The sequence below is a fragment of the Nocardia yunnanensis genome, assembly GCF_003626895.1.
Lineage (GTDB): Bacteria > Actinomycetota > Actinomycetes > Mycobacteriales > Mycobacteriaceae > Nocardia > Nocardia yunnanensis.
Map to the genome: position 1 here is coordinate 651457 of NZ_CP032568.1, position 15118 is coordinate 666574.

A 15118-nucleotide genomic window follows, 5' to 3' on the forward strand; every position below is an offset into this window, starting at 1 on the left:
TGAGCCGCCGATGAGCAATCCTCTTGGCGGCGGCGGTAACCGGCCACCGACCACACGTGTTCGCCCCTACGCCCTGACCTCCGGTCGCACCGAGCCGGCGGTCGAACTGCCGCTCGAGGCGGTCGTGGAAACCCTGTCCTACACCGCACATTTCGATTGGCCCGCCGGTGACGTGCGCACCGAGATCCTGCGCCTGGGCACCGCCCGGCTGTCGGTCGCGGAGATCGCCGCGCACCTGGGCCGCCCCCTGGGCATGGTCCGGGTGGTGATCGGCGATCTGGTCGTCGCCGGAACCCTGCGCGTCCATTCGACCTTGAGCGATCAGGCGACCTTCGACGAGCGCCGGTCCCTGATGGAGAGGACCCTGCATGGGCTCCGGGCCCTTTGACGGCGGCGGGTACCCGGGCGCACCGGCGTACCCGACCGGGCAGGCCCCGGCCTACACCACGGGACAGGTTCCCGCGTACGGCACCGGGCAGGTCCCGGCGTACACCACCGGCCAGTTCGCCGGCCTGCCGTTCGGCCCGCGGCCGGGCGAGGAGGGCCGCACCGCGTCGACCAAGATCGTCGTAGCGGGCGGATTCGGCGCGGGCAAGACCACCTTCGTGGGCGCGGTCTCGGAGATCGTGCCGTTGCGCACCGAGGCCATGGTCACCGGCTACTCGGACGGGGTCGACGACCTCGCCGCCACGCCGGGCAAGGAAACCACCACGGTGGCCATGGATTTCGGGCGCATCATCCTGCCTGGCAATCTGGTGCTGTACCTGTTCGGCACGCCCGGGCAGCGGCGGTTCTGGTTCATGTGGGACGACCTCATCAAGGGCGCCATCGGCGCGGTGGTGCTGGTCGACACCCGCCGCATCGAGGACAGCTTCGCGGCGGTGGACTTCTTCGAGGCCAAATCGCTGCCGTTCCTGATCGCGGTCAACCGTTTTCCGGACGCGCCGCGCTTCCCGGTCACCGAACTGCGGGAGGCGCTCAGCGTGCGCGACGGCGTCCCGATCGTGGACATCGACGCCCGCGATCCGATCGAGGTGCGCCGCGCGCTGGCCGCCGTCACCGAGTACGCGATCGAACGGCTGATGGCGGCCCAGCGCGAAAACGCCGGTCGCGGTTAGGGGGAACCCCGATGATCTTCTTCTCGATGGGCTACTGGGTCATCGCGCTGGCGCTGATCGTGTCCTTCGCGGGGGCCGCGTGCGGGCTGGCCTGCGTGCGGCAGTCGACCAAGTCGGTCACCCAGAAGTTCCGGCTGGTGTGGCTTTTCGTGGCGGCCATGTCCATCGGCGGCGTCGGCGTCGCCATGCCGGTGTTCATCTCGATGCTGGGCTTCGACGTGAAGGGCACCCAGCTGCGCTACGACAACCTGTCGATCACGCTGTTCTCGGTGCTGGCGGCGGCAACAGTATTCGTGGCCATGATCGTCAACGGCAAGCGGCTGGTGTGGTGGCGGCTGCTGATCGCCGCCGGGGTCATGGCCTTCGGCTTCGGCGACGTGCATCAGTTGCTGCTCAGCTCGATTCGCATCCAGGGCACGGTGGATCGCAGCCTGGTGTCCGCGGTCGCGGTGTACGTGATCGCGTTCGTGCTGGCGGCGCTGACGCTGTGGTTCAGCCTGTGGGTGTCGTCGGTGCCGCTGGTGCTGCTCGGCGGGCTGGTGTACGCGATCCTGGTGACCGGCATGCACTACGCCGGACTGACCGGGCTGCAGGTGCACGTCGATCCGACCCAGCCCGCGCCGCACGGGAACGTGCTGTTCAACTTCTTCGTGCCGCTGTTCATCATCGGCACGCTGTCGCTGGCGATTCCGATCACGGCCATCCTGGTCGCCCCGGACCGCCGGGAGACGCGGGCCCCGGGTACGGCCGCCGCACCGCCGCCCGCGCTGCACGGCACGTCCCTGCAGGCCGCCTCGCAGCAGGCCGCGGCGCAGGGTGGACGGCGACCGGAATCGGTGCGCTGAACCGTTTTTCGCGGCTTAGGCGGCGGAGTCGGCGGGGTCGAGCAGGCCGAACAGTTCGCCCTGGGGCGCGGCCATGATGGCCATCCGGCCGAACGGGCCGTCGGTGGCCGGCATGAGCACGGTCGCGCCCAGTTCCACCGCGCGGGTCAGGCCGGAATCGATGTCCTGGCACTGGAACCAGGTCAGCCAGTACGGCTGGGCGGCGGCGACGCCGTTGACGCTGTCGTCGTTGATGCCGCCGACCGATTCGGTCCCGCCGGGCGGGGTGAAGGTGGCGTATCGCATGCTGTCGTCGTCGAATTCGGTGAAGCCGAAGCCGAAGACTTCCCCGTAGAAGCGCTTGGCGGCCTCGAAATCGCCGGTGTGCAAGTCGTTCCAGACGTACGCGCCGTGCTCGTTGTAGACCGCCGCGCCGTCGTGGGCGCGCGCCTCCCACACCGCGAACGGCGCGCCGGAGGCGTCGGCGGCCACGAACATGCGGCCGAACTCCATGACGTCGAAGGCGGGCACCAGCAGCCGGCCGCCCGCGGCGGTGACCTGTTCGGCGCTCTTGTCCGCATCGGCCACGGCGAAATACGTGGTCCACACCGAGGGCACGCCCACCTCCGGTTTCGGCCCGATGCCCGCCACGGCCTGCCCGTCGCGCAGCGCCATCAGGTATCCCCCCGAATCCTCCCCGCCGCCTTGCAGGTCCCAGCCGAACAATTCGCTGTAGAACTCACCGGCTTTCACCGGATCGTCGACCTGACAGTCGACCCAGCACGGTGTTCCTGGAGGCCAAGCATCGTTGCGTACGGGCATGGGACGATCTCCGTTTCTGAACTATGGGTGACGCGGCTCACACGAGCAGACCCAGTCAACCACTCCGCCAGGGCGGTCGCGGGAGATCGACGGTGTCCTCGTTCGGACTTTTGAAATGCCTCACACCGGGCGTGTCGGGCGAATTACAGTGGGTGACATGCGTTTCGGGCTGGACTATGCCGCAGGTCGTCCCGCTCCGAGCGCCATCCGGGCGGCCGGGTACGACTTCGTCGTCCGGTATCTGTCCGATGGCGGCCCCACCCTGCCGGGCAAACTTCTCACTCCAGCCGAAGCGGACGGCCTGCGCGCCCAGGGCATTTCGATCGTCTCGAACTGGGAGACCACCGCGGCCCGCATGCTCGACGGGTACGGCGCCGGCGTGACCGACGCGCGGTCCGCGCTGGCGCAGGTGCTGCGCTGCGGCGGGCGGACCGATCGGCCGATCTACTTCTCTGCCGATTTCGACGCGAGCCCCCAGCAGCAGGCGCCCATCGACGACTACCTCAATGGCGCGGCCAGCGTGCTCGGTCGCGCGAATGTCGGCATCTACGGCGGGTATTGGCCGGTGAGCCGGGCACTGGACGCGGGCACCGCGACCTGGGCGTGGCAGACGGTGGCCTGGTCGGGCGGGAATGTGGAACCGCGGGTGGCGATCTTCCAGACCGGTGAGCAGGTGACGGTCGACGGGGTGTCCTGCGATGTGAACCGAACCGACCGAGCCGATTTCGGCCAGTGGGATGTGGAAACGGAGGAACCGGACTTGACTCCCGAGCAGGATCAGGTGTTGCGCGATATTCAGACCCAGCTGCGCGGCCCCGGCCTCAATGGCTGGCCGCAGCTGGGCGCCGATGCCCAGGGGCACAACCGGACGGTGGTGGACGGTCTGGCGGCCGCGCTCGCCCAGATCGACGAACTGCGCACCGAGATCAGCGATCTGGAGGCCACCGCGGCCGAGCTGAAGGCGGAGCTGGCGCGGGTGTCGAGTCAGCACCGGTGGCCGTTCCCGTTCTCGCTGGTGGAGGGGCCCGCCACGGTGGTCGCCGACCAGTTGGCAAAGCTGGAGCAGTTGCTGCCGGGGGTGCCGTTGCCCGGTTGGGGCACGGCCCCGGACGGCAATTCGGTCAAGTCGGGCGCGGGCGGACAAGGTCCGGCCGGGGCCGCTCCGAATGCGCCATCAGGCAAGTGAATTGGGCGAATTGCCGGTTTTTCTCCAGCACGCCGGGGGTCGCCGACCCGCCGTGCGAACCGCGCCGAAACCCCTGCTGAACTGGCCTTGAAGTGGCGATGAGCGGGTTCTTCTGTAATCAGAAGAACCCGCCCTCAAGGCACGAGAATACCGCCGCCAGGCCACGAGTTCACAACTTTGAGAAGACTTTTTCGCACACCCGGAACTATCGGGCGCTCACCGCCTCGCTCCGCACCATTCGCGCAGTTCTCTGGTGGGGTAGCAACTTCGGGGCTATTGTCGGCCTCGTCCGATCTCTTGCTCAGTTCCAGATGAAGGAGGCTCTCGTGGCCGTCAGCGTGGTACTCGACAAAGCTCTCGACAAGGCCTATGAGACCAAGACCCTCGACGAGATCCTGGCCGCACCGCCCTCGGCGCTCGCCGGACTCACCGAGAAGCACGACACCCAGCTGCTGGAGGCGCTGGGCGTGAAGACCATCGCCGATCTCGGCAAGAACAAGTACCTCCGGCTCGCGGCCACACTGGTGGACCTGGCCGCGAAGGAAGGCTGAGCCTCCTCCGACCGGACGGCCTGATCGGTCAGAGCTTCGCCGGATCGATCAGGCCGCGCTCCACCGCTCGCGCCAGGCGGCGCGGAATCCTGTACTCCACTCCCCCGACCTTGACCGGAATCAGATCCGGGACGCTCGCCTTCCACTGCGAACGGCGGCTGTGGGTGTTGGCGCGCGACATCCGGCGCTTCGGAACGGCCATGGTCAGTTCTCCTGGTTCGTCGAATCGTGGCCGGCGCGAACGCGTTTGCCGTAGCGGCGCTCGAACTTCTCCACCCGGCCGGCGGTGTCGAGGACGCGCTGATTGCCGGTCCAGAACGGATGCGAATCGGCGGTCACGTCCACCACCAGCAGCGGGTAGGTGTTGCCGTCCTCCCACTCGATGGTGCGCTCGGATACCGCGGTGGAGCGGGTGAGGAAGCAGGTCCCGGTGCTCACGTCCTGGAAGACCACCGGGTGGTAGTCGGGATGAATGCCCTGTCTCATCGGTTCACCTTTCGTAGTTGCGGGTAGCGCCGTTGTCGGCGGGCGCGGAACGGGTGTCGTCGCACGGTTCTTCGTGTTGATCGCCGAACGGGTCCGGCCACTGCGCGACACGTTCGGGCGCGAAGCGCACCTGCCGGAATTCGTCCTCGTCGACCAGCGCCCAGTGCAGGGCGTGGCGGATCTCGTCGGCGTCCGCGTCGGTGGCCAGGATCACCAGCGAGGTGTGCCGGTCGCCGAATTCCTCGTGCCAGCGCAGCCAGGCCAGGGCGCGACGCTCGTGCCAGCGGCGGCCGCCGTGCTCGTCGGCTTCCGCCAATTCCCGGGATGTCATGGCGGCCAGCCACTTTCCCGCGCCCCCGACCCGCAGCCCGCCGCCGGCGGACTCCAGCCACACCACCTGGTCGGGCTGGGTGGCCAGCCAGACCCGGCCGCGGGCGCTCACCACGCCGTCCAGCAGCACGTCGATGGCCGAGTGCAGGCGTTCGGGATGAAAGGGGCGGTCGGTGGCGAATTCCACCAGCGTCACACCGCAATCCGAGTCCAGCGGCGGTTCACCGCGCAGCAGCGGCGCGTGCGGATCGAAGGCCGCGCCGCGGCGGGCGTCCGCGGGAACCCGGCGCAGCAGCCAGGTCAGGTCGTCGGCGCCCAGCGCGCCGGGGCCCGCAATCCAGGCGACGGGGGCGCGCGGCGCCAGCCGGGCCAGCACGGCGGCGGTGCGCTCCCGCTCGACCAAGTCGGCTCCGCCGTCGAAAGCCACCAGGGCGTCGGCGAATTCGACCTGACCGACCGCCAGCTGCGCGATGGTGCGCTCGTCCTCGGCGGTGGCGTGGCCGCGTTCGGCGAGGGTTTCGTCACCGGTGGCGTCGGCCAGCCAATCCCGGGCGTCGAGGCAGGTGAGGACGGTGTCGATGCGCACGCTGCGCCCGGCCGGGCCGTCGACGCGGCCGACCACACCGGTCACCACCACGTCGGTGATGGCCTGGCACACCGCTTCCGCCTCGAAGGCCGGATCCAGCGCGAGCACGATGCGCCGCACCGAATCTCGCTCGGCGAGCAGGCACAGATAGGGCAGCAGGTCGGCGCGCAGGGTGCAGGAGACGCAGCCGTGCGCGAGTTCCAGCACGGTGACGCTCTCGCGCCCGCCGATCCGGACCGTGCGGCGCACCACACCCTGGCGCAGTTCGCTCAGATCGTGGCGGACCACGACAGTGCCGGGCTCGGCCCCGAGCAGCCGGGCGGCCCGTTCGACCCCGTCGGCGGCACGGCCGGGGAGTCCGGCCAGAACGAGTACGGGCTTGCGTTGGGACGGCACCGATCCCCCTTTCGACAATGATTTTCAATTACCGAAGGGTCAATGTACCTTGGAACAACTTCGTTGTCGAAAACGATTGTCATCAACGTCTACCACCGGAAGGGAGTGCCCATGTCGGCCATCTGCCAGGTCACCGGCCGCAAGCCGGGCTTCGGCAAGTCCGTATCGCACTCGCACAAGCGGACCAACCGGCGCTGGGACCCCAATATCCAGCGCAAGACCTACTACCTGCCCAGCCAGGGGCGGCGCATCACGCTGACCGTCTCCGCCAAGGGCATCAAGACCATCGACCGCGACGGCATCGAGGCCGTGATGGCCCGGCTGCGCGCCCGCGGCGACAAGATCTGAAAGGAAACCGATGGCCTCCAAATCCACCGACATCCGCCCCGTCATCAAACTGAAGTCCACCGCCGGGACCGGGTACACGTACGTCACCCGCAAGAACCGGCGCAACGATCCCGACCGGATGGTGCTGAAGAAGTACGACCCGGTCGTGCGCAAGCACGTCGACTTCCGCGAGGACCGCTGATGGCGAAGAAGTCGAAGATCGTCAAGAACGACGAGCGCAAACGCATCGTGGCCCGCTATGCCGAACGGCGCGCGGAACTCGAGGAGATCATCCGCAAACCGACCAGCAGCAATGCCGACCGGGTGGCCGCGCAGGCCGCCCTGGCGCGAATGCCGCGCGACGCCAGTCCGGTACGATTGCGCAATCGGGACGCCGCGGACGGACGCCCGCGTGGTCATCTCCGAAAATTCGGTCTCTCGCGTGTGCGGGTACGCGCGATGGCCCATCGGGGAGAACTGCCCGGTGTGCACAAATCGAGCTGGTAAGCAACCACGATCCGTGAGTAAGGAACGCTGACATGGCAGTGAAGCGAGCTCCGTCGAAGAAGGTCCGCGCCGAGCAGGCCCGTCGCCCCAAGAAGAATCCCCTCATCGCCGCCGGCATCGAGACCGTCGACTACAAGGACGTGAACCTGCTGCGCACGTTCATCTCCGACCGCGGCAAGATCCGCTCGCGGCGCGTGACGGGGCTGACCCCGCAGCAGCAGCGCCAGGTCGCGGTCGCGGTGAAGAACGCCCGCGAAATGGCCCTGCTCCCCTTCACGAGCCGGTAACCCGCCTCCCGAGGCGAAATACCAAGAGCTGGAACAACTCTCGTACCCTCAGGGGCAAGCCCCTGAAACCCCGGAGTCGGCGGAGGGACACTTCCCACCCCAAACATGTGGCCCCCGAGTGCATTTGCACTCGGGGGCCACATTTTAGTTCGCGTAGCGCAGCTGCGCCTTACGGGATGGTCAGGACCTGGCCGACGTCGATGGCATCCGGGTTGCTGATGCCGGAGGCGTTGGCGATTTCCTGGTAGCGGTTGCCGTCGCCGTAGAAGCGCTCGGCGATGGCCCACAGGGTGTCACCGGGCTCGACGGTGTAGGTCTGAGCGGCCGGGGCGGGCGGCGGGGGCGCGTCCTCGACCGCGGCGGCCTGGGTCTGCACGGGTTCCGGTGCGGGGAGCGGGTTGTCGGTGTTGGTGCCCGAATTCCACAGCGCGCTGCCGTCGGTGCCGTAGAGCACCACATTGCGGTCGGCCTGAACGACCAGGCGGTCCGCGCTCTTGCCATTGGTCTCGGTGGACCAGGCGGCGCCGTCTTCCTTGTAGAGGACGAAGTTGCCGTCGTCCTGCAGGGTGGCCCGGACGACGCCCTGGCCGTTGGTGCCGGAAGCCCACTCGACCTTGCCGCTCGGGTCGGACAGCACCAGGTTGCCATCATCTTGCAGAGTCAGGGTGTAGGCACCGCCTTGCAGCGCCTCTCCACGACCGAGTTCTTCGCCGACCTTCAACGAGTCGCCCACGGTGCGTCCTTTCGGGAGGGGGTGATCTTGAGATAAGCCGATGGCGCGGAACTGCATTCGCACATCTGGTTCGAGATTACTCACCGGTCACCCGTCACCGCAGGGTTACGCGCCGGTTCTGCGAAGATTTCGGCGTGTCTTCGCCGGAAATTCGCCAGCGGGTCGAAAACGCCCTTCGGAACCGGCCGTACGGTCCCGGGACACTAGGGTGTCAGCCATGTACGGGACACGGGCACGACGCCTGATCGCCGCCACCGGGGCCGCCCTGCTCGGGCTCACCCTCGCCGCCTGCGGGAGCTCCGACGGCTCCGGCGGGCAATCGAAAACCAGTACGGCCGCGACGAGTACGGCCGATGCGCCCACCGAGGCACCCAACGGGCAGATCGGGCGACCCTTCACCGCGGATCCGACCATTGTCAGCCCGCACAGCATCCCCTTCGACAGCTGGACGCGGCTGGGCGCGGACAAGATCGCGGTGAACTTCCAGACCGGCTCGCCGGAATGCTATGGCATCGACGCCACGGTGGTCGAGAACTCCACCAGCGTCACGGTCGACCTGAAATCCGGCACGCTGCCCAACGCGGTCGGCAAGATGTGCACCATGATCGCCGTCTTCGGGACCTTGGAGATTCAGTTGAAGGCTCCGCTGGCTGACCGAAAAGTATTGAGCGCCAAGTAATCGCCGACGCGAAAGGGGACACGAATCGTAGTACGATCCGTGTCCCCTTCGTCATCCCGGCCTGCTTTTGGCCGGGATCCATTCTGCCTCTGTAGATTCCGGCCAAAAGCACGCCGGAATGACGGGAGCTCTAGTGCGCGAAGTGCCGCGACCCCGTCAGATACAGCGTGACCCCGGCCTCGCGGCAGAGCTCGATGGTGTCCTTGTCGCGAATCGAACCACCCGGGTGCACGATCGCGCGCACACCCGCGGCCACCAGGATCTGCGGACCGTCGGAGAACGGGAAGAAGGCGTCCGACGCCGCGACCGCACCCTTGGCCCGATCACCGGCGCGCTCGACGGCCAGCTTGCAGGAGTCGACCCGGTTGACCTGACCCATGCCCACGCCGACCGCCGCGCCCGCGTCGGCCAGCAGGATGGCGTTGGACTTCACGGCCCGGCAGGCGCGCCAGGCGAATTCGAGATCGCGCAGCGTGGCCTCGTCGGCGGCCTCGCCCGCGGCGAGGGTCCAGTTGGCGGCGCTGTCGCCCGCGGCGTCGAGGATGTCGCGGTCCTGCAGCAGCACGCCGCCGCTGACCGGGCGCAGTTCCGCGCCCCGGCGCTGGGCGGGCTCGGCCACCAGCACGCGCACGTTCTTCTTGCGCTGCAACACTTCCACCGCGCCATTGGCGTAGGACGGCGCCACGATGACCTCGGTGAAGATGTCGGCGACCTGCTCGGCCATCTCGACGGAGACCTCACGGTTGGCCGCGATCACACCGCCGTACGCGGAGACCGGGTCGGTGGCGTGCGCCTTGCGGTGCGCCTCGGCGATATCCGCGCCGACCGCGATGCCGCACGGGTTGGCGTGCTTGATCACCGCGACGGCCGGCTCGTCGAAGTCGTAGGCGGCGCGCCAGGCGGCATCGGCATCGGTGTAGTTGTTGTACGACATCTCCTTGCCGTGCAACTGCTTCGCCTGCGCCAGCCCGGCCGGACCGGCCTCGTTGACGTAGAGCGCCGCGCCCTGATGCGGGTTCTCGCCGTAGCGCAGCACGTTCTCACGGTTCCAGGTCCCGCCGATCCAGGCCGGGAACTGCTGCGGCGCTTCGGATTCCGGCGCGGCGGCGGGGACGGCGACGTTCGTCATCCAGCTGGCGACCGCCACATCGTAGGTGGCGGTGTGCTGGAAAGCCTTGGCGGCCAACGCGGTCCGCTGCGGCAGGGTGAAACCGCCCTGCTGCACGGCGGCGATCACCTCGGCGTAGTCACCGGTGTTCACGACGACGGCGACCGACGGGTGGTTCTTGGCGGCGGCGCGCACCATGGACGGACCGCCGATGTCGATCTGCTCCACGCACTCGTCGACGCTCGCGCCCGAGGCCACGGTCTGGGTGAACGGGTACAGGTTGACCACGACGAGCTGGAACGCCTCGACGCCGAGCTCGACGAGCTGGTCGACGTGCTCCTCCTTGCGGGTGTCGGCCAGGATGCCGGCGTGCACGCGCGGGTGCAGGGTCTTGACGCGACCGTCCAGGGTCTCCGGGAATCCGGTCAGGTCCTCGACCTTGGTGACCGGAATGCCGGCCTCGGCGATCTTGCCCGCGGTCGAACCGGTCGAGACCAGCTCCACGCCCGCCTGATGCAGGCCCGTGGCCAACTCGATCAGACCGGTCTTGTCGTAGACGCTTACGAGGGCGCGCTTGATCGGCTTGCGTTCACTCACCGGAGAACTCGCTCATCTGGAATAACTGCCTTTCGTCCATCGGAGACAATGCCTCGGGTAGCGACGGCGGCGACGACCTCCGCCAGCAGCCGCCGCTCCACGACCTTGATGCGCTCGTGCAGCGTGCCCTCGTCGTCGCCGGGCAGCACCGCGACCGCCTCCTGCGCCAGGATCGGCCCGCTGTCCACACCCGAATCGACCAGGTGCACGGTCGAGCCGGTGACCCGCACGCCGTAGGCGAGCGCGTCCCGCACCCCGTGCGCGCCAGGGAAAGCCGGCAGCAGCGCGGGATGGGTATTGATGATGCGACCGCCGAAGCGGTCCAGGAACGCGGGCCCGAGGATCTTCATGAACCCGGCGGACACCACCAGATCGGGCTGGAAGGCGGCGACGATCTCGGTCAGCGCCAGATCCCATTCGGTGCGGTCCGCGAAATCGCCGAGGGCGACCTTGAAGGAGGACACGTCGAAGGCCTCGGCGTGTTCGGCGGCCGCGCAGTCGCGATCCACCCCCACCGCGACCACCTGGGCCGGATAACCCGGGCGCCGAGTCGCTTCCAGCAGGGAACGCAGTAGGGAACCGGTGCCGGAGGCCAGCACGACAATGCTCGCGGGCGCGGTCGGCGGCAGCGACGGGGCGGGCGTGGACGTCAGCGCTCTACTCCCTGGGTATCGGAGCGGGAAACAAACAGCGGGCTAAGCCGCCGCCTAAGAGTAGCTGCGCCGCCTCCCCGAAACTTCAGCGGGCAGCCGGGTGCCGTGACCCATCATGCACCCGTGCCGGCGGTCGACTGCCGCCGGCAATTTCGGACGTACCCGACGAGTTACCCCCGCCACACCAAATCAGCGGTCACCTTCGCCCGTCTCGACGACCTCCGCATCGACGATGTCGCCGGTCTCGGCGTCGTCCATCGCACCCCCGGCCTCGTCTTGGTCATCCACCAATTCGGCCTCCAGCGCATCATCATGATCGTGCTCGTCGTACCAGCCGCCGGTCTCGCCGGCCGCGGGGGCGGGGTCCTCGTCGTCGTAATCGTCCTCGTATTCGTCTTCGTAGTCGTCGTACTCGTACTCGTCGTCTCCGTAGTAGTACTCGCTGTCGTCGAAGTACTCGTCGTCGACGATCGCCGGAGCCGGGCCCCCGAACCAGCGCGCGCCCAGCATGCCCACATAGCCCGGCAGCGCCAGCCACGCGAACACCAGCACCGCCACCAGCGCATCCGGCCCGATCCGGCCGAAGGTGCCCAGCTCGCCGCCGGCCACCGCGCCCAGCAGGGCGGTGACGACCGCCGCCACCAGCGCGGCGGTCAGCGTCGCCCACGGCGCGGTCGCCCGATCCCGTGACGTCCGACCGCATTCCAGCCCCGACAGCACGCCCACCGCGGCGGGCGCCACCAGCAACGCCAGCCACCACACCGCCACCGGACCCGACGGCACCGCCGCCGTCACCGGCACCGCGGGCACCGGGGCCCCGTCGATGCGGAACAGGCTCAGCGCGCCCGGCCCGATGTGCACCTGGCCGCCGACCAGCACACTCATCGCGTCCACCGCCGCGTTGGGCAGGTAGGCCAGCGACAGCAGCGTCAAACCCGCTGCGCCCGCGGGGTTTCCGGCCGCGTGGTAGGTGTCGCCGATGCGCGACCAGTGCGCGAGGAACGAGACCACGGTCAGCGCGGTCGCGGCGGCCAGGAGCCGGCCCACCGCCGTCGCGCCCGCTCGGAAGCCGGGAATCACCCAGTGCGGCAAGGGGATCGGCAGCAGGTCCGCGAAGTCCCGCCAGCGCCGCGCGCCGATGCCGACCGTCGCGGCCAGCGCGCTCAGGCCGAGCACCCAGGCGAAGGCGGCCAGCGTGTCCGGCGGCTGCAACGCCACCACCGCCGCCGCGTCGTCCGCGACGGCCAGGCACACCGCGGTGATCAGCAGCGGGCCGCCCACGGCCGCGCCCATCACCCAGCCCAGTTCCCGTGTCTCGCAGTCGGGTCCGGACGCCTCCGCGCTCTCCCGCGCCACCAGCCACAGCATCCCCAGCGTGGGCAGCAGCGGCCACAGGCCGATCCCGGTCTTGCCGATCACCAGCGGAACCTGGTGCACCGCAAGCCAGCTCGCCGCGATGGCCCCCGACGATCCGCTCATGCCGCTGCCCGCGGCGAACAGGGTGGCGTACACCAGGACGAAGATCACCAGCAGGGTGACGGCCGACGGCCGGGCGGCCACCAGCATCAGCACCCGGGCGCGTTCGGGGGTCAGCGATCCAAAACCCCCGCCGCGTCCCCGCACCGGCGGCGCCGGCGACTCCCGCGGGGCGGGGTCGCTCAGGCGAGCCAGGGCAGTTCTCGGGGCACTCATGGACAACCAGCGTGGCAGCATCTCGGAAACCGGGGGGTCAGGCGCGCCGGTTGGGCCGGCGCACAGGGCAAAGAGAACGGCCCCCGGTGACTCACCGGGGGCCGCTCCCACTGACATCATCAGGCGGTCGGGTGACCTACTTGTCGTCCTGACCCGGACGGAACGCACGGGTGGCGTCCGCCGACGGATCCGCGGACTGCTCGCCGCCGAACGGGGTGGCCGGACGCTGCGCCTGGCCGCCGAAATGCTGGGTGGCCTCCGCGCCGCCCGCGGGCTGCTGCGGCTGCTGACCGTAGGGCTGCTGACCGTAGCCCGGCTGCTGGCCGTACGACGGCTGCTGCTGCTGACCGTAGGTCGGCTGCGAACCGGTGCCGTATCCGGCGGGCTGCTGACCGTAGCCGGCCTGCTGGCCGTGCGACGGCTGCTGACCGTAGCCCGGCTGACCGCCCTGCTGGCCGAACGACGGCTGCTGCGGCTGCTGGCCGTAGCCGCCCTGCTGGCCGAAGGACGGCTGCTGGTAGGACTGCGGGCCGGTGGTGCTGAACGGCTGCTGGCCGTAACCGCCCTGCGGCGCGGCCGGTTTCGGCTCCGGCGCCTTGACCAGGCCGATCTCGAACAGCAGCGCCAGCACGGCCGCCACGGCCTGCACGAAGCTCAGGAACAGGATGACCCAGCCGCCCCACTTCAGCGTCACGCTGTCGCCGAGGTCGAAGGAGCTGAACAGGATCGCCAGGAACGCGGCCACCGAAACGGCCGCCACCAGTGCGGTATTGGTGTTCGCCCTGGGCAGCAGCGATACGGCCGCGAGCAGACCGGCCAGCAGCAACAGCGTCACCAGCGCCGCGGTGCCCGGGCTCTCGAACAGGCCGACGCTGGTGTCGCCGCCGACCCGGGTGCCGGCGATCTCGACGGACTTGGCACCGATGTAGGGCGCGAAGCCCAGCAGGAAGTTGATGACGCCGAGCGCGGCGATGCCCACCGTCAGGAAGAAGGGCAGACCCTTGCCCGCGACGGGCGACGTTCCCGAACCGGCAGCGGGAGCGCCTGCGGGCTGCGAGCCGTATCCGGGTGTGGAGGAGGGCGTCGGCTGGGGCGCGTTGTATCCCGAGCCCCCGGTCGGGTATGACATGTCGTCGTCTCCTATCGAGTCGTGAGTGGTTCACGAACCTCACCCGACGCTACTGCACTTGACGGCCGGGGGCACCATCTACCACCAGCCGTGGCCTTACCGCAATCCCCGATTCGACGCCGGAAAAACGCCCGAAGGCCGCCTGTCGAATTCGACAGGCGGCCTTCGTAGTCAGCTGCTCAGCGAAGCTTTTACGCGCTGATGGAAGCCTTTTCCAGGATCTCGCGCGCGAGCGCCGCGGTCTCCGACGGGGTCTTGCCGACCTTCACGCCGGCGGCCTCGAGGGCGTCCTTCTTGGCCTGGGCGGTGCCGGCCGAACCGGACACGATCGCGCCCGCGTGGCCCATGGTCTTGCCCTCCGGCGCGGTGAAGCCCGCGACGTAGCCGACGACCGGCTTGGTGACGTTGGCCTGGATGTAGGCCGCGGCCCGCTCCTCGGCGTCGCCGCCGATCTCGCCGATCATGACGATGAGCTTGGTCTCGGGATCCTTCTCGAACGCCTCGATAGCGTCGATGTGGGTGGTGCCGATGACCGGGTCGCCGCCGATGCCGATGGCGGTGGAGAAACCGAAGTCCCGCAGCTCGTACATCATCTGGTAGGTCAGGGTGCCCGACTTGGAGACCAGGCCGATCGGGCCCTTGCCCGCGATATTGGCCGGGGTGATGCCGACCAGCGACTCACCCGGGGTGATGATGCCGGGGCAGTTCGGGCCGATGATGCGGGTCTTGTTGCCCTTCTCCACGTTGTAGGCCCACGCGTACGCGGTGTCCTGCACCGGGATGCCCTCGGTGATGACCACCAGCAGCGGGATCTCCGCGTCGATGGCCTCGATGATGGCGTCCTTCGAGAAGGCCGGGGGCACAAAGGCGATGGAGGTGTCGGCGCCGGTCTTCTCCATGGCCTCGGCCACGGACGCGAACACCGGCAGCTCGACCTCGTTGCCGTCGGAGTCGAGGTGCTTGACGGTGGTGCCCGCCTTGCGCGCGTTGACGCCGCCGACCACGTTGGTGCCCGCCTTCAGCATCAGCGCGGTGTGCTTGGTGCCCTCGCCGCCGGTGATGCCCTGGACGATGACCTTGTTGTCCTTGTTCAGGAAAATAGACATG

At 69.0% G+C, this 15118-nt stretch carries 20 protein-coding genes; 10 read left to right on the forward strand and 10 right to left on the reverse strand.

The window, feature by feature from the left end:
• Positions 1 to 10: 10 nt before the first annotated feature.
• The 3 genes from D7D52_RS03015 (at position 11) to D7D52_RS03025 (ending at position 1963) form a co-directional block, all read left to right on the forward strand.
• A complete protein-coding gene (locus tag D7D52_RS03015; protein WP_120734949.1) occupies positions 11 to 388 on the forward strand; it encodes a DUF742 domain-containing protein in 378 nt (125 codons plus the stop codon).
• Between the two features lie 124 nt (positions 389 to 512).
• Positions 513 to 1118, forward strand: a complete 606-nt coding sequence (locus tag D7D52_RS03020; RefSeq protein WP_120743751.1) for a GTP-binding protein — start codon at positions 513 to 515, stop codon at positions 1116 to 1118.
• Positions 1119 to 1129: 11 nt separating this feature from the next.
• Complete coding sequence (locus D7D52_RS03025; protein WP_120734950.1) at positions 1130 to 1963, forward strand: MHYT domain-containing protein; 834 nt, start codon at positions 1130 to 1132, stop codon at positions 1961 to 1963.
• Between the two features lie 15 nt (positions 1964 to 1978).
• On the opposite strand, the gene D7D52_RS03030 is transcribed toward D7D52_RS03025, so the two are convergent.
• Positions 1979 to 2764, reverse strand: a complete 786-nt coding sequence (locus D7D52_RS03030; protein ID WP_120734951.1) for a VOC family protein — start codon at positions 2762 to 2764, stop codon at positions 1979 to 1981.
• Positions 2765 to 2921: 157 nt separating this feature from the next.
• On the opposite strand from D7D52_RS03030, the gene D7D52_RS03035 reads away from it, so the two are divergent.
• Together D7D52_RS03035 and D7D52_RS03040 are read left to right on the forward strand one after the other, a co-directional pair.
• Positions 2922 to 3950 carry a DUF1906 domain-containing protein gene (locus D7D52_RS03035; RefSeq protein WP_162958144.1) on the forward strand — a complete coding sequence of 343 codons (1029 nt, stop codon included), beginning with the start codon at positions 2922 to 2924 and terminating at the stop codon, positions 3948 to 3950.
• A gap of 326 nt (positions 3951 to 4276) precedes the next feature.
• On the forward strand, positions 4277 to 4501 hold the full coding sequence (locus tag D7D52_RS03040) for a hypothetical protein (RefSeq protein WP_120743752.1): 225 nt from the start codon (positions 4277 to 4279) through the stop codon (positions 4499 to 4501).
• Positions 4502 to 4529: 28 nt separating this feature from the next.
• Here D7D52_RS03040 and rpmF read toward each other — a convergent pair whose 3' ends face one another.
• From rpmF to mrf, 3 genes are read right to left on the reverse strand one after another with little or no spacing between them, the layout of a single operon-like run.
• Complete coding sequence (gene rpmF / locus D7D52_RS03045; RefSeq protein ID WP_120734953.1) at positions 4530 to 4703, reverse strand: 50S ribosomal protein L32; 174 nt, start codon at positions 4701 to 4703, stop codon at positions 4530 to 4532.
• A gap of 2 nt (positions 4704 to 4705) precedes the next feature.
• The gene (locus D7D52_RS03050) at positions 4706 to 4987 is read right to left on the reverse strand and encodes a type B 50S ribosomal protein L31 (protein WP_120734954.1); all 282 of its coding nucleotides are present in this window, start codon (positions 4985 to 4987) and stop codon (positions 4706 to 4708) included.
• Positions 4988 to 4991: 4 nt separating this feature from the next.
• Positions 4992 to 6299 carry a ribosome hibernation factor-recruiting GTPase MRF gene (gene mrf, locus D7D52_RS03055; RefSeq protein ID WP_162958145.1) on the reverse strand — a complete coding sequence of 436 codons (1308 nt, stop codon included), beginning with the start codon at positions 6297 to 6299 and terminating at the stop codon, positions 4992 to 4994.
• Positions 6300 to 6410: 111 nt separating this feature from the next.
• On the opposite strand from mrf, the gene rpmB reads away from it, so the two are divergent.
• Genes rpmB through rpsR form a run of 4 tightly spaced genes read left to right on the forward strand, consistent with a single transcriptional unit; the run spans position 6411 to position 7420 of the window.
• Positions 6411 to 6647: a 50S ribosomal protein L28 gene (gene rpmB, locus D7D52_RS03060; protein WP_120743754.1), complete on the forward strand. Its 237-nt coding sequence runs from the start codon at positions 6411 to 6413 to the stop codon at positions 6645 to 6647.
• Between the two features lie 10 nt (positions 6648 to 6657).
• On the forward strand, positions 6658 to 6828 hold the full coding sequence (gene rpmG, locus D7D52_RS03065) for a 50S ribosomal protein L33 (RefSeq protein WP_067710392.1): 171 nt from the start codon (positions 6658 to 6660) through the stop codon (positions 6826 to 6828).
• Positions 6828 to 7133, forward strand: coding sequence for a 30S ribosomal protein S14 (rpsN, locus tag D7D52_RS03070; protein WP_120734955.1), 306 nt, complete (start codon positions 6828 to 6830; stop codon positions 7131 to 7133). Before rpmG ends, rpsN begins: the two co-directional genes overlap by 1 nt.
• 32 nt (positions 7134 to 7165) lie before the next feature.
• Positions 7166 to 7420, forward strand: a complete 255-nt coding sequence (gene rpsR, locus D7D52_RS03075) for a 30S ribosomal protein S18 (protein WP_011211513.1) — start codon at positions 7166 to 7168, stop codon at positions 7418 to 7420.
• Positions 7421 to 7589: 169 nt separating this feature from the next.
• Here the strand turns inward: rpsR and D7D52_RS03080 are convergent, their stop codons facing one another.
• Positions 7590 to 8153 (reverse strand): LysM peptidoglycan-binding domain-containing protein, encoded by a 564-nt coding sequence (locus D7D52_RS03080; RefSeq protein WP_246023615.1) that lies wholly within the window; start codon positions 8151 to 8153, stop codon positions 7590 to 7592.
• 217 nt (positions 8154 to 8370) lie between these two features.
• Here D7D52_RS03080 and D7D52_RS03085 point away from each other — a divergent pair, with 217 nt between their 5' ends.
• Positions 8371 to 8832 carry a hypothetical protein gene (locus tag D7D52_RS03085; RefSeq protein WP_120734957.1) on the forward strand — a complete coding sequence of 154 codons (462 nt, stop codon included), beginning with the start codon at positions 8371 to 8373 and terminating at the stop codon, positions 8830 to 8832.
• 130 nt (positions 8833 to 8962) lie between these two features.
• On the opposite strand, the gene purH is transcribed toward D7D52_RS03085, so the two are convergent.
• From purH to sucD, 5 genes are all read right to left on the reverse strand, one after another.
• Complete coding sequence (gene purH, locus D7D52_RS03090; RefSeq protein WP_120734958.1) at positions 8963 to 10537, reverse strand: bifunctional phosphoribosylaminoimidazolecarboxamide formyltransferase/IMP cyclohydrolase; 1575 nt, start codon at positions 10535 to 10537, stop codon at positions 8963 to 8965.
• Positions 10534 to 11190 (reverse strand): phosphoribosylglycinamide formyltransferase, encoded by a 657-nt coding sequence (gene purN / locus D7D52_RS03095; protein WP_187703187.1) that lies wholly within the window; start codon positions 11188 to 11190, stop codon positions 10534 to 10536. The genes purH and purN overlap by 4 nt, the downstream gene beginning before the upstream one ends.
• A gap of 189 nt (positions 11191 to 11379) precedes the next feature.
• On the reverse strand, positions 11380 to 12882 hold the full coding sequence (locus D7D52_RS03100; protein ID WP_120734960.1) for a cell division protein PerM: 1503 nt from the start codon (positions 12880 to 12882) through the stop codon (positions 11380 to 11382).
• Between the two features lie 136 nt (positions 12883 to 13018).
• Positions 13019 to 14011 carry a DUF5336 domain-containing protein gene (locus D7D52_RS03105; protein WP_120734961.1) on the reverse strand — a complete coding sequence of 331 codons (993 nt, stop codon included), beginning with the start codon at positions 14009 to 14011 and terminating at the stop codon, positions 13019 to 13021.
• Between the two features lie 191 nt (positions 14012 to 14202).
• Entirely contained in the window at positions 14203 to 15117 is a 915-nt protein-coding gene (gene sucD / locus D7D52_RS03110; protein ID WP_120734962.1) for a succinate--CoA ligase subunit alpha, read from the reverse strand.
• Position 15118 lies beyond the last annotated feature (1 nt).